This is a genomic window from Myroides sp. C6-3 (assembly GCF_050522425.1).
Lineage (GTDB): Bacteria > Bacteroidota > Bacteroidia > Flavobacteriales > Flavobacteriaceae > Flavobacterium.
Window position 1 is genome coordinate 1 of sequence record NZ_JBMVQP010000052.1, and the last position, 14,065, is coordinate 14,065.

8 protein-coding genes are annotated in these 14,065 nt (G+C 37.4%); 6 read left to right on the forward strand and 2 right to left on the reverse strand.

What is annotated here, in order from left to right:
* Positions 1 to 153: 153 nt before the first annotated feature.
* On the reverse strand, positions 154 to 927 hold the full coding sequence (locus ACPDG9_RS15200; RefSeq protein ID WP_430528568.1) for a sulfite exporter TauE/SafE family protein: 774 nt from the start codon (positions 925 to 927) through the stop codon (positions 154 to 156).
* 45 nt (positions 928 to 972) lie between these two features.
* Entirely contained in the window at positions 973 to 1,512 is a 540-nt protein-coding gene (locus ACPDG9_RS15205; protein ID WP_430528569.1) for an AAA family ATPase, read from the reverse strand.
* Positions 1,513 to 1,885: 373 nt separating this feature from the next.
* On the opposite strand from ACPDG9_RS15205, the gene ACPDG9_RS15210 reads away from it, so the two are divergent.
* From ACPDG9_RS15210 to yidC, 6 genes are all read left to right on the forward strand, one after another.
* Complete coding sequence (locus tag ACPDG9_RS15210) at positions 1,886 to 2,218, forward strand: hypothetical protein (RefSeq protein ID WP_430528570.1); 333 nt, start codon at positions 1,886 to 1,888, stop codon at positions 2,216 to 2,218.
* Positions 2,219 to 2,286: 68 nt separating this feature from the next.
* The gene (locus ACPDG9_RS15215) at positions 2,287 to 6,633 is read left to right on the forward strand and encodes a CusA/CzcA family heavy metal efflux RND transporter (RefSeq protein ID WP_430528571.1); all 4,347 of its coding nucleotides are present in this window, start codon (positions 2,287 to 2,289) and stop codon (positions 6,631 to 6,633) included.
* Between the two features lie 13 nt (positions 6,634 to 6,646).
* Positions 6,647 to 7,816, forward strand: coding sequence for an efflux RND transporter periplasmic adaptor subunit (locus tag ACPDG9_RS15220; protein ID WP_430528572.1), 1,170 nt, complete (start codon positions 6,647 to 6,649; stop codon positions 7,814 to 7,816).
* Between the two features lie 205 nt (positions 7,817 to 8,021).
* Positions 8,022 to 9,947 carry an LTA synthase family protein gene (locus ACPDG9_RS15225; protein ID WP_430528573.1) on the forward strand — a complete coding sequence of 642 codons (1,926 nt, stop codon included), beginning with the start codon at positions 8,022 to 8,024 and terminating at the stop codon, positions 9,945 to 9,947.
* A gap of 382 nt (positions 9,948 to 10,329) precedes the next feature.
* On the forward strand, positions 10,330 to 11,943 hold the full coding sequence (locus ACPDG9_RS15230; protein WP_430528574.1) for a CTP synthase: 1,614 nt from the start codon (positions 10,330 to 10,332) through the stop codon (positions 11,941 to 11,943).
* Between the two features lie 47 nt (positions 11,944 to 11,990).
* Positions 11,991 to 13,892 carry a membrane protein insertase YidC gene (yidC, locus tag ACPDG9_RS15235; protein ID WP_430528575.1) on the forward strand — a complete coding sequence of 634 codons (1,902 nt, stop codon included), beginning with the start codon at positions 11,991 to 11,993 and terminating at the stop codon, positions 13,890 to 13,892.
* Positions 13,893 to 14,065 lie beyond the last annotated feature (173 nt).

Here is a 14,065-nt window from a genome sequence, read left to right on the forward strand (position 1 = left end):
TGAGGTTTGTGAGGTTTGTGAGGTTTGTGAGGTTTGTGAGGTTTGTGAGGTTTGTGAGGTTTGTGAGGTTTGTGAGGGATAGACACTATACCAACAAAGAACAACCAACAACTAACAACCAACAACTAACAACCAACAAAGAACAACCATCAACTAACACCCCCCTCTAACTACTTCATATCCAAATCGCAAAATCGCTACCAGCATAATAAACAGAAAAACATAACGTACCCATTGTTGGCCTTTGAGGATGGCGAGTTTAGCACCGCAATATCCTCCAAATCCGTTACATACCGCCATAGGGAGCGCCACAGACCAGATGATTTGTCCTTTGAGTAAGAACAGGCAAATACTACCTAAATTGGTAAATAAGTTGATTAGTTTAGCATAGGTAGAAGCTTTAAAGAAGTCAAATCCGATGAGGAAGATGAACCCCATAATAAAGAAAGTACCTGTAGCGGGACCGATAAAACCATCGTAAAAACCAACGACTAGCGCAAGGAGGATACCATAGTTATATTTTCTTTTCGTTGTTAATTCAGTTAAGTGTTTCTTGGTAAAGTCTTTCTTAAAATACGTAAAGACCCATAGAACAATAAGAATAACGAGGAGTAGGGGCTTCATAAAATCGTTGTTGACGATGGTCAAGGTGTACGATCCTAAAAAAGCACTACCACAAGAAAGCGCTGCCAGTACCAAAAAATAAGACCATTGAATTCGACTCTGTTTGAGGTATTGAAGTACCGCTATGGCTGTTCCAGAAAAAGCGGGGATTTTTAAAGTACCGATCACAGAGGATACCGGTATTGTAGGGAGTAGAGCAAGGCCTAAAGGGGTTTGAATTAATCCACCACCGCCAGCAATAGCATCGATAAAGCCAGCACAAAAAGCTACTATACACAGATAGAAGATAATATCGAGTTCCATAAAAGTCAAGACAACCTTTGTTATTCGAGTGCAAAGGTAAACTTTCTATTGTTTTAGGTGAAGATAATCAAGAATAAATGCAGTGCGTTTCTCCAGCGTAGTACAGGGAACTTCTACCAATTGATATCCAAATTTTTCATACGTCGTCCGCATGATGCGATACGTTTGTGTAGCGAGTTCAAAATCTTGTTTTCGTTCTGTATCCTGTTGATAAATAGCTTCCCAAGGAGGAAAAATAAAAACAATAGGAGCATAAGAAGTTGTTTGAGCTAGGGTGTAGTGGAGGGGGTGAACATGGAGTTCTTCCAAATGCGCATAACCTATACTGTCCAACACCCCCCGATCAAAGAAGGTTAACGTGTCTTTTTCTTGTTTGTTGTAATCAGCGATCGACTGTTCCAACATTCGCTCGTAAAAGCGTTGTTTGTTTTGCCAAGGAAGTGCATGTCCTTGTTGCTGTATTTGTTGTTTAATAATAGCTCGTCCCACTTCTGGAACGGTGGAATACCCCAAAGAGGCAAGAACTTCTAATACAGAAGATTTACCACTTCCAGGGCCACCAGTAAAGATGTAAAATGGTTTCATAGGTATGGATTGTACGTTGAATGCCTGTAAATATGGAGATAATAAGCAGCAGAAGTAAAAAAAGAGAAAGGAATACAGAGCAAATAGCCTTTTCCTGGGAAAGAAAAGGCTATTTTTGTTGTTGTTTGCTGTTTTTTGCTATCTCTAGCGGGCTATTTTGGGTATTATTTTTTTCCTTTCCGCAAATCAAAAATAGTTGTTTTTTTGATTTAAGTTCGTTTTATTTTAAATAATTTTTGGGTTAAGGTTATTGCAAAAGTTATGCCGAAGTTTGTTGGGTTTGATTTTTTTACAATTTCTTCATGATGCAATTGCATTGCAAATTGTAAACGCATGTAGTAGAAATCCAAAAAAACTTGCTATTTTTGTGTAGATGAAACAATACAACTACATAGTATCCTTGCTCTTGGCGGTAATCGTAATGGTTATCTCTTTCTATCCATGTGCGGATCGTTATGTTTCATCCAAAGTACAAACGGAATCTTCCGTGGCTCGTGTTGTTGCAACACAACACAGTGAGGATGTGCAAGATGCTTGTTCTCCTTTTTGTGCTTGTGTATGTTGTGCTGTATCGGTGGATTTAACCCTACCTAGCTACAATCTTCCTGTAGTGGTGCAGATCGTTAGCACGGAAAAAACAATTGTACCATATCCCTTTGTAGAAGCTGTTATTTATCACATCTGGCAACCGCCTAAGCTCGTATAAGTATATCGCCCTAGACCGTCGATCTCTTTTGAGGTTTGCGTTTTTATGACTATTTATATTATACAGAGATGCTAGATAAAATCATTCATTTTAGTATCCGAAATAAATTCATCGTAGGACTTTTCGTACTGGGACTTATCGCAGTAGGGAGTTATTCGTTGATGCATTTACCGATGGATACACAGCCTGATATTACAAATAATCAGGTACAAATTATTACAAGTTCTCCTACGTTAGCAACACAAGAGGTAGAGCAATTTATTACTTATCCCATTGAACAGGCGGTTAAGCCTATTCCCAATATTACAGAGCTTCGTTCAATTAGTCGCTTTGGATTGAGTGTAGTGACGGTTGTCTTTACCGAAGATACCGATATCTATTGGGCTCGAAATCAGATTAATGAAAATTTGAAGGCCGCGGAAGAGGTAATTCCTAAAAATGTAGGAACACCTGAATTAGCTCCAGTAAGTACGGGGCTAGGGGAAATTTATCAATATGTAGTTTACCCTAAAGAAGGCTATGAAGACCAATACAATAGCATGGATCTTCGCACCATTCAAGATTGGATTATTAAACCCCAATTGATTGGCGTAAAAGGTGTGGCAGAAGTCAACACCTTGGGGGGACATTTGAAACAATATGAGGTGTCTGTACAGCCCGATCGCTTGAAGAGTATGGATACGTCTATCCTAGAGATTTTTGATGCCTTAGAACAAAATAACGAAAATACAGGAGGTGCCTATATAGATAAAAAGCCCTATGCCTATTTTATTCGCAGTATTGGGATGGTACACTCCATGGAAGACATTGAAAAAATTGTGGTTAAAACAGTCAATGGAACACCAATCTTAATTCGAGATGTTGCAGAAGTGAGAATTGGAAGTAGCATTCGCTACGGGGCAGTGACTAAAGACGGTAAAGGAGAAGATGTCAGTGGAATGGTCATGATGCTCAAGGACGCCAATACCCAAGAAGTGGTGAAGCTGGTCAAAGAAAAAATGATCCAAATTGAGAAAACACTACCGGAAGGTGTTGCCATAGAATCTTTTATTGATCGAACTAAACTCATCGATAAAACGGTAAGTACAATTCAAACCAATCTGATGGAAGGTGCGTTGATTGTGGTTTTTGTCTTGGTTTTATTACTTGGTAACTGGCGAGCAGGACTTATTGTAGCCTCTGTGATTCCGTTGTCGTTATTGTTTGCCATCAGCTTAATGAAATTATTTGGCGTTAGTGGAAACTTAATGAGCTTAGGGGCTATTGATTTTGGGTTGATAGTCGATGGGGCCGTCATTATCGTAGAGGCTATTGTACATCGACTGCATATCGGTAAAAATAGAAAGTTAACACAGCGGGAAATGAACGAAGAGGTGTACACCGCTGCTTCTAAAATTAGAACGAGTGCTTCTTTTGGAGAGATCATTATTCTAATTGTTTACTTGCCTATTTTGGCCTTAACGGGAATTGAAGGTAAAATGTTTGGCCCTATGGCGATGACCGTATCTTTTGCTATTTTAGGTGCTTTTATTCTTTCATTAACCTATGTTCCCATGGCTTCCTCTTTGTTTTTAAAGAAAGAAGCAGGGAAAATTAAACCGAATTTTAGCGATAAGTTAATTGATAAAATCTATCAGTTTTACAAACCTATTTTAGAAAAAGCTTTTAAAGTAAAACGCTTTGTTTTAGCTATAGCCTTCGGTTTGTTTGCTTTAGCTTTAGTGGTGTTTAGCAAAATGGGAGGGGAGTTTATTCCGACCTTAGATGAAGGGGATTTAGCCACCCATATTATTATTTCTTCTGGTAGTTCGCTATCGCAAGAAATTGAAACAACAACCAAAGCAGAACAGATTTTATTGGATCAGTTTCCAGAAGTGAAAATGGTAATTTCAAAAATTGGGAGCGCAGAAATTCCAACCGATCCTATGCCAATGGAAGCAGCGGATATGATTATTGTATTAAAAGATAAAAAAGAGTGGACTTCTGCGACAACCAAAGGGGAACTCATCGATAAGATGGAAGCTGCTTTAGAGGAAATACCTGGAGTGACAACAGAATTTTCTCAACCGATTCAAATGCGCTTTAATGAGTTGATGACAGGTGTTCGAAGTGATGTAGCGATTAAAGTTTTTGGAGAGGATCTCGATCGCTTGGCGAGTATTGGAGATGAAATTAACGGTATGATCGCCAATGTAGCTGGAGTATCCAGTCCTAAATTGGAACGCGTCACAGGTTTGCCGCAAATTTCGATCAAATACGACAAGGATAAATTGGCGTTATATGGATTGAAAATTGCCGATATAAGTCAAATTATACGCGCTGGATTTGCTGGTGAAACAACAGGATTGGTCTACGAAGGAGAAAAGCGCTTTGATTTAGTTGTGCGTTTGGATCAAGAATCGCGATCAGATATTGAGAACTTAAAAAATTTCTTTATTCCTTTAGCGGATGGACAGCAAATTCCACTGAGTCAAATTGCGGATATCGATTATGAAGATGGGCCACAACAAATTAGCCGTGAAGATGGAAGAAGACGCATTGTGTTGGGCTTCAATGTGAAAGATCGAGATGTGAAAAGCGTTGTACACGATATTCAAGCCAAATTAGAGGCGCAATTGAAGTTGCCTGAAGGGTATTATATTACCTATGGAGGTCAGTTTGAAAACTTAGTCGAAGCTACTAATCGCTTGATGGTTGCCGTGCCAATTGCTTTGGCTTTGATTTTCGTTTTGTTGTATTTCACCTTTAAATCAGTCAAGCAATCCCTTATTATTTTTACAGCAATTCCCTTATCAGCCATTGGAGGTGTAGCGGCCTTGTGGTTGAGAGATATGCCTTTTAGTATATCAGCGGGTGTTGGTTTTATCGCCTTATTTGGTGTAGCCGTATTAAATGGAATTGTATTGATTGGACAATTTAATCAACTAAAAGAACAAGGAATGGATTTATATGAACGCATTATAGAGGGAACCAAAATACGCTTGCGTCCTGTTTTATTGACGGCATCTGTAGCTTCCTTAGGATTCTTGCCTATGGCCTTGAGTACCAGTGCAGGAGCAGAGGTTCAAAAACCGTTGGCAACTGTAGTTATTGGAGGGTTGATTACAGCTACACTCTTAACGTTACTGGTTTTGCCTATTATTTATTACTATGAAGAAAAAGGGTTGAGAAAACACAAAGGAGCCCAAAATACCCTAACAGCGATGCTACTTCTTGTATTCACACTAGGAGGAGCACCAGCACAAGCACAAGAGGTAACGCGTCTTTCTTTGGATGAAGCGTTAACCTTGGCGCGAGAAAACAACCAAAGCTTAAAGGCTTCGAAAGCCAATGTTTTAAGTCAAGCCCAGATGGTTAAAACAGCCTATGATCTACCTAAAACAGACGTAACTATGGGCTTTGGCTATCTCAGTGGAAAAGAACAAAAAGACATCAACCTCAATGTAAGTCAATCCTTGAGTCCGTTCACCTATGCCAAAAAGAAAAATATTCTCCAAAAAGAATACGAAAGCGCTGAATTGCAATTGCAAGGAAAGACAATAGCGATTGAGTTTGAGATTAAGCAAACGTGGGAGAATATGCTTTACGCCCAATCCAAGAAAAAATTGTTGGAACAACAATTTACGTTATTACAGGCGTTTTCGAAATCGGCTAAATTGCGCTATCAAACAGGAGAGACGACGTTGATGGAAAGCAATGTAGCTCAAGCAAAAGAACAAGAAATTAGTGTGTTACTAACTCAAAACAATACGTTTTTACAGAAGGAAAAATCAAAAATTAAGGCGTATTTAAATTTAGAAACTGATTTTGAATTGAGCGAAAGCGAATTGGTTTACGATGAGCACGATCCGTGGGCGGATCTAAATCTCGATGAAAATACGAGTTTGAAAGTAGCCGAAAAGGAAATTCAAAAAGTAGAAGCAACGCGAAGATTTGAAAAATCCTTGCTGTTGCCTGACGTTACCTTGGGCTACACCATCGAATCAGAAGCGGGACTAAGAGCGAACGGATCAAATTATGGTCGTGAATTGCGTATTCCTAGTTATTCCGTGGGATTGAGTATTCCAATTTTCTTTGGAAGTCAGTCCAAAAAAATAAAAGCAATGAAGTACAGCATCGAACAAGTGACTTTGGAACGAGACTATTTGCACAAGCAATTGAGCGAATCGGTTCAACAGCAGTTGGAAATTATTCGAGCGCAACAATCGGTTATTGATTACTATCAAGGCAGTGCCTTGTTGAACGCGTCAATTATACAAGACCACGCCAATAAGTCATATAACAATGGAGATATCTCCTATGTGGAATACATCCAATCCATGGAAACTGCTTTAAACATTCAGATTAATTATTTAGATGCTGTGTTGCAATATAACTTAGGACACAATGCACTTCATTATTTAGTTAACCAATAATTTGATTTTTACGATGAAAAAAATATATATAGCCTTCGTTGTTTTGGGGACAATTTTCTTTTTCAATTGCCAAAATAAAACGACAACAGAAGAAACGGTAGTCACACAAGAAGACGAACACGAAGAAGATGGAGCAAAGGAAGTAGAGCTGAACAACGCGCAGAGAAAAGCAGCGGGTATTGTGATGGGGCAGCTGGAAGACAAGAATTTATCGGATGTAATTAAAGTCAATGGACAAACGGAATTACCTCCTCAAAACCAAGCAGACGTGACTACCTTTTTAAGTGGTACCATTACGCAGATTCTCGTGAATATTGGGGATCGTGTAACCAAAGGACAGGTATTAGCCATTGCGGATAGTCCGGAGTATATCAAGCTGCAAGAAGATTACCAGGTTTCCAAAAACAATTTGGAGTATTTAGACTTAGAATATAAACGACAACAAACGCTTCGAGCAGAGAATGTCAATTCAGAAAAGACCTATCAGAAGACCAAATCAGAATTGAATATTGAGAAATCGCGTTATCAATCGCTAACTAATCAATTGTCTTTGGTGGGAACAGGTTCTTCTCGCACGCTAAAAATTGTCGCGCCAATTAGTGGAAACGTATCCGCAATTCCGATTCGCATTGGAACGAATATAGTGAATGGACAAACGTTGTTTGCTTTAGTGGATAATTCTAAAATACATCTAGATTTAAAGATTTACGAAAAAGATTTGCCTTATGTACATGAAGGTCAAAAGGTGTCTTTTAATTTAACGAATATCAATAAAGCGGAAGTAACGGCTACCATTTTTAGTATTGGTAAAGCATTTGAACCAGGAACTAAAACGGTAATTGCTCATGCGACGATTGATCAAGTACCGGATAATCTGATCCCAGGATTATATGTCAATGCTTTGATTGATGTAGGAACAAATACTGTAAAGGCCTTGCCAAATGAAGCTATTATCAAAGCGGATGGACGAGAGTTTATCTTTGTTTCCGAAGCTTCAGAAGAACATGGGGATCATTTTCACTACAAGCGAATTGAGGTGAAAACAGGGGTAAAGGAATTGGGGTATACTCAAGTAGAAATCATCGAAGCTGTACCGGAAGACTATGCTATTGTCACACAAGGCGCCTACTATTTACAAAGCCATTTGATTAAAAATGAAGGAGGAGGAGGACATAGTCATTAGTTGACAGTTAACGGTTATCGGTTATCGGTTATGAGGTTATCGGTTGATTAAAAACAAAGAGGGTGTCCCAAAAGGTCATCCTCTTTGTTTTGATAGATTTATTTCTTCAATCTTCTTTCAAAAAAGCAAAAGAATTGCCTTAGGATCTAGCTAAAGCCCTAGAATTAATTAAATTTGTATTTCAATTTTAAATGAATAACCGATCATGCTTTCAAATCGCTTCAGATTAAACGAAATGTTGGTGTTTGCTTACCGACTATTTTTAGCATTCTTTTTTTACTTTATAGCGCGAGTTTTATTCTATTTATACAATAGCGATTTACTTGCTGTGGATAGTGTAGGTCAGTTTTTAAAATTAGCGTATCACGGGTTGACTTTTGATCGGATGGCTATTTTTTATGTCAACGGCTTGTTTATTCTATTGTCGATTATCCCTATTGTAAAAAGCACAAGTAAGGGCTATCAAAAAGTAGTGTTTTGGAGTTATATCATCCCCAACTTATTGGCGTATGCAACAAACTTTATCGATTTTATCTACTATCGATTTATTTATGCTCGTACAACAATCGCCGTATTTGACAGCTTAGAACACGAATCGAATAAAGGGCAATTGTTCCTTAATTTCTTAGTGAACTACTGGCATGTTTTTGCTTTGTGTATTGGACTTTGTGCGTTGTGGGTATACCTGTATAAACGCGTAAAATTCACTAAACGACTGGAAATAGAAAGCAAGAAAAATTACTATCTATCTAGTGTATTTATCTTTGTGGTGGTAGCAGTTGGATTTATTGCGGGTGTACGTGGAGATTTGAAAAAGACAACGCGACCGTTGAATATCATTGATGCGAATCGCCATGTGGAAAAACCAGAACATGCCGATATTGTATTGAATACACCTTTTGCTATTTTGCGTACCATTGGTAAAACGAGTTTCAAAAAAGTACAATACATGGACGAGGCTACATTAAATCAATATGTTAGTGGAACAAAACAGTATGATTCTACAGATCCATCGACTCCTAATATTGTACTATTCATCACAGAAAGTTATGCAAGGGAATATATCGGCGCTTTTAATCAGGATATGAATATTCCCAACTTTAAAAGCTATACGCCTTTTATTGACTCCTTAGCGCAACACAGTTTAATTTTTCCCAATGCGTTTGCCAACGGATATAAATCAATTCATGGGGTATCGTCTGTGATTGCGGGTATTCCGTCATTTAAAGATGCTTTTACCTCTTCGCCTTTCCCGAAACAAAATATCGAATCCTTGGTTTCTACTTTGAAGTCCAAAGGATATGATACTTCGTTCTTTCACGGTGCACCGAATGGGTCTATGGGCTTCTTGGGCTTTGGTAATATTTTGGGCTATGATCACTATTACGGAAAGACAGAATACAACAATGACGATGATTTTGACGGTACTTGGGGGATTTGGGATGAACCGTTCTTTCAATATATGCGCAAAACACTAAACGAGAAAAAAGGACCTTTCTTCGCAACGTTGTTTACAGTTTCATCACATGAACCGTTTAACGTTCCCGAACAATACAAAGGAAAATTTCCAAAGGGAAATCAACAAATTCACCAAACGGTGGGCTATACCGACTATGCATTCAAACGCTTTTTTGAAGAAAGTAGCAAAGAACCGTGGTTTAAGAATACAATTTTTGTTATCACAGCCGATCATACCAATCAAATTGATTACGATGAATACAGAAAATTAGTGAATCGTACTGCAGTTCCGATTTTATTCTATACCGCTGATGAACGCTATAAAGGTGTAAATAAGGAATTAGCACAACAAATAGATATTTATCCAACGTTGTTAGCTATGATTGGGTATGATAAACCTTTTAGAAGTTGGGGTAGAAGCTTGTTGAATGATTCTATCGTAAAGCCATTTACGATCAACTATGGTGGAAATGAATATACGTATCAAGAAGGAAACTATATCGTTCGTTTCAACGGAAAAGAAGTCACTGGTTTTTATGCTATTACGGATAAAGGTTTGGAACACAATTTAATTCAACAGAAGAATAAAGAAATGGAAGTACTTGAAATGAAGTGTAAAGCCTTTATTCAAGACTACTTTGATCGAATTATCGATAAGAAATTGGATAGATAGGTAAGAGGAGAGAGGAGTGGATTCTCAATTTCTTAATCCTATATCAAGAAAGGGTTAGGCTTTAAGAGAAGATATGCTTATTATAAGCTAGAACAATGGGAATTGCTAAGCAATTCCCATTGTTTTTTCATTAATCAATAATAATTAACCTAGTCTTCATGTGAAATTTCTTTGAAAGAATATTTCCTTACCAAGAAAAATTCACCCTCTTTCCTCTTTCCTCTCACTTCTCTCCTCTTTCTTAAAAAAAACAACCGTAATCCCTTTATACAGAAACGAGTAAATTTTAAAGTTATTTTACGACTTCTAAAATTAGAACAATAGCTGGAAAAGTTGTATTTTTGCCAAGTTTTATTCTTTACAACACAACAAATAAACATAAATGAGACAAGCTAAGTATATTTTCGTGACAGGGGGCGTTACGTCATCCTTAGGAAAAGGAATTATAGCAGCATCGCTAGCAAAATTGTTGCAAGCGAGGGGTTATTCAACAACAATTCAAAAATTTGATCCGTATATCAACGTGGATCCAGGGACGTTAAATCCATATGAGCACGGAGAGTGTTTCGTTACTGATGATGGGGCAGAAACGGATTTGGATTTAGGGCATTACGAGCGATTTTTGAATGTTCCAACTTCTCAAGCTAATAACGTAACGACAGGGCGTGTGTACTTATCTGTTATTGAAAAGGAGAGAAGAGGAGAGTTTTTAGGAAAAACGGTTCAAGTTGTACCACATATCACCAATGAAATTAAAGATCGCATGCAGTTGCTTGGTAAAACAGGGGACTATGATATCGTAATTACAGAAATTGGGGGAACAGTAGGGGATATTGAATCTTTACCTTATATTGAATCTGTTCGTCAGTTGTTATGGGAATTAGGAGATAATAATGCTATTGTTGTACACTTAACGCTAGTGCCATACTTAGCGGCAGCTGGAGAATTGAAAACAAAACCAACGCAACATTCCGTAAAAACATTAATGGAAAGCGGAATCAAAGCGGATATTTTGGTGTGTAGGACAGAACATAATTTAAGTTCTGAGATTCGTCAAAAATTAGCACAATTCTGTAATGTAAAACCAGAAGCGGTGATTCAGTCAATTGATGCAGAAACTATTTATGACGTTCCAAACTTAATGTTGCAAGAAGGGTTAGACAAAGTGGCGTTAAAACGCTTAGACTTACCTGAAAAACAAACACCTGATTTAGTGAAATGGAACGAGTTTATCCACCGTTTAAAATTCCCGAACCACGTTGTTAATATTGGTTTAGTAGGAAAATATGTGGAATTACAAGATTCATATAAATCAATTTTGGAAGCTTTAGTTCACGGTGGTGCACAAAACCAAGCGAAGGTGAACATCATTACGATCCAGTCGGATTTAATTACTGCAGCCAATGTTGGAGATAAATTGAAAAACTTAGACGCTATTTTAGTAGCGCCAGGATTCGGGTCACGTGGTATTGAAGGGAAAATAGAAACAGTGAAATTCGCAAGAGAAAACAAAATCCCTTTCTTGGGTATCTGTTTGGGAATGCAAATGGCTGTTATTGAATATGCTAGAAATATATTGGGCTATCAAACGGCCAATACTACCGAAGTAAACGAGAGTACACAATACCCTGTAATTACTTTCATGGAAGACCAAAAAGATATCACAGACAAAGGAGGTACCATGCGTTTAGGAGGATGGGATTGTAAATTGAAAGAAGGCTCTAAAGTATTTGATATTTACGGAGATAGTATGATCAATGAGCGTCACCGTCACCGTTATGAATTCAACAACCAATATTTAGAAGACTTTGAAAAAGCAGGATTAACTGCATCAGGTTGGAATCCAGAAACGGGATTAATCGAAATCGTAGAACTGGATACTCATCCATTCTTCGTCGGAGTACAATTCCACCCAGAGTATAAGAGTACGGTAGCAAAACCGCACCCACTTTTTGTTCATTTTGTAAAAGCAGCTATTGAGTATAAATCCAATTAATCAATAGACTTTTTATATAACAAATTTTATCACTTACAAATTAAGTAATGGAAGGAAAAAAATTAGATCGTAACAGTATCATTGGCTTTGTAATTATTGCCGGATTGCTTATTTGGTTGATGTTGAATAACATCAATAAAGAAAAAGAATCCATACAAAAGGATACTGAATTAGCACAGAAAGAAAGTATTAAACAAGAACAATCCGCTACCTTTGAAAAAGCACTTCAAGCACCAGCTGTAGAAGGAGATTCTTTACAAACTGAACAAATCCGCGCTACATTCGGACCGTTTGCTTACAGTGCTACGTTACCAGCAGCTAAAGGAGGAACTACAACTTTAAAAACGGACTTACTTACACTTGAAGTTGATAATAAAGGAGGAAAATTAGCGCATGTAGTGGTAAATAATTTCAAGCGATTCAGTAAAGATTCGGAAGAAATTGTCGCTTTGATCAAAGATCAAAATGCCAACTTTAACTTGCAATTATACACTAACGACAATCGCGTTTTCAATACGGAAGACTTATACTTCGAACCAACACTAACCAAAGAAGGGGAGAACCAAGTTTTAGCTATGCGCTTAAAAGCGTCTGAAACAGAATTTTTAGAGTATCGCTATGTATTGAAACCGAATGACTATATGCTTGATTTCTCGATCCGTACGCAAGGATTAAGCAAAATTGTAGACGTTTCTAAAACACCAGAATTAAACTGGGAAATGAAAACATACCGCAATGAAAAGAGTATTGCATATGAAAATAGATACGTTCGCTTATACTATGAGCACGAAAAAGGAAAAGACAACAACTTAAGTGAGTCTAGCAAAGACGATACCAAAGAGTTGAAAGATGTTTCTTATATCGCATACAAACAACACTTCTTTACGTCAATCTTATTGACAGATAAGAATTTCGAAAAGGCGACCTTAAATACAAAAAATTTAGTAGCAGACGAAAAGGTTGATACGGTATTCACCAAACAATTTACAAGTGCTATTCCTTTAAACTATAGCAATGGAGAACTGAACTACGATATGAATTGGTATTTTGGTCCATCAGACTATAAATTACTGAAATCATACGAGCGCAACTTAGATAATATCGTTCCTTTGGGATGGGGAATTTTCGGATGGATCAACCGTTTCTTGTTTATTCCTGTATTCGGATTATTAACGAGTTTCTTACCTTATGGTATCGGTATTATTGTATTGACGATCTTAGTTCGTTTATTCACTTCACCTTTGACGTATAAATCATACGTTTCTCAAGCGAAAATGAAAATGATTCGCCCTGAGGTAAATGAGTTAAACGAAAAGTTCAAGAATGACCCAATGAAGAAACAGCAAGAGACGATGAAATTGTACTCTAAAGCTGGGGTGAATCCGATGGCAGGTTGTATTCCAGCCTTGTTACAGATTCCAATTTTCTACTCGTTGTTCCAATTCTTCCCATCGTCATTTGATTTAAGACAAAAGAGCTTCTTATGGGCAGACGATTTATCATCGTATGACTCGGTGTTGCAATTGCCGTTCAATATTCCTTTCTATGGGAACCACGTGAGTTTATTTCCATTGTTAGCGTCTATTGCTATCTTCTTCTATATGAAAATGACAACAGGAGATCAACAAATGGCTCAACCTACACAAGAAGGTATGCCCGATATGAGTAAAATCATGAAAATCATGATCTATATCTCTCCAATCATGATGTTATTCTTCTTTAATAACTACGCTTCAGGTTTATCGTTGTACTACTTCATCTCGAACTCTATTACAATCGGAATTATGTACGTAATTAAAAACCACATTGTAAAAGACGAAAAGATCTTAGCTACCATCGAAGAAAATAAAACCAAAAAGCGCCCACAAGGAAAATGGCAACGCAAAATGCAAGAAATGATGGAACAAGCACAAGAACAACAACGCTTAAAAGATCAAAACAAGAAATAGTTATCAGTTAACTGTTAACGGTAAATTATCGATAGAAGAAAAACCATTCCTTTGTAGGGATGGTTTTTTTTTGTTGTTTGTCGATTGTTGTTTGTCGATTGTTGTTTGTTGATTGTTGTTTGTTGATTGTTGTTTGTTGATTGTTGTTTGTTGATTGTTGTTTGTTGATTGTT

Bases quoted from the DNA above. Each gene is read 5' to 3' on its own strand.
- ACPDG9_RS15200 (WP_430528568.1), bottom strand. From the start codon at position 927: ATGGAACTCGATATTATCTTCTATCTGTGTATAGTAGCTTTTTGTGCT.
- ACPDG9_RS15230 (WP_430528574.1), top strand. From the start codon at position 10,330: ATGAGACAAGCTAAGTATATTTTCGTGACAGGGGGCGTTACGTCATCC.
- ACPDG9_RS15215 (WP_430528571.1), top strand. From the start codon at position 2,287: ATGCTAGATAAAATCATTCATTTTAGTATCCGAAATAAATTCATCGTA.
- yidC (WP_430528575.1), top strand. From the start codon at position 11,991: ATGGAAGGAAAAAAATTAGATCGTAACAGTATCATTGGCTTTGTAATT.
- ACPDG9_RS15225 (WP_430528573.1), top strand. From the start codon at position 8,022: ATGCTTTCAAATCGCTTCAGATTAAACGAAATGTTGGTGTTTGCTTAC.
- ACPDG9_RS15220 (WP_430528572.1), top strand. From the start codon at position 6,647: ATGAAAAAAATATATATAGCCTTCGTTGTTTTGGGGACAATTTTCTTT.
- ACPDG9_RS15210 (WP_430528570.1), top strand. From the start codon at position 1,886: ATGAAACAATACAACTACATAGTATCCTTGCTCTTGGCGGTAATCGTA.
- ACPDG9_RS15205 (WP_430528569.1), bottom strand. From the start codon at position 1,512: ATGAAACCATTTTACATCTTTACTGGTGGCCCTGGAAGTGGTAAATCT.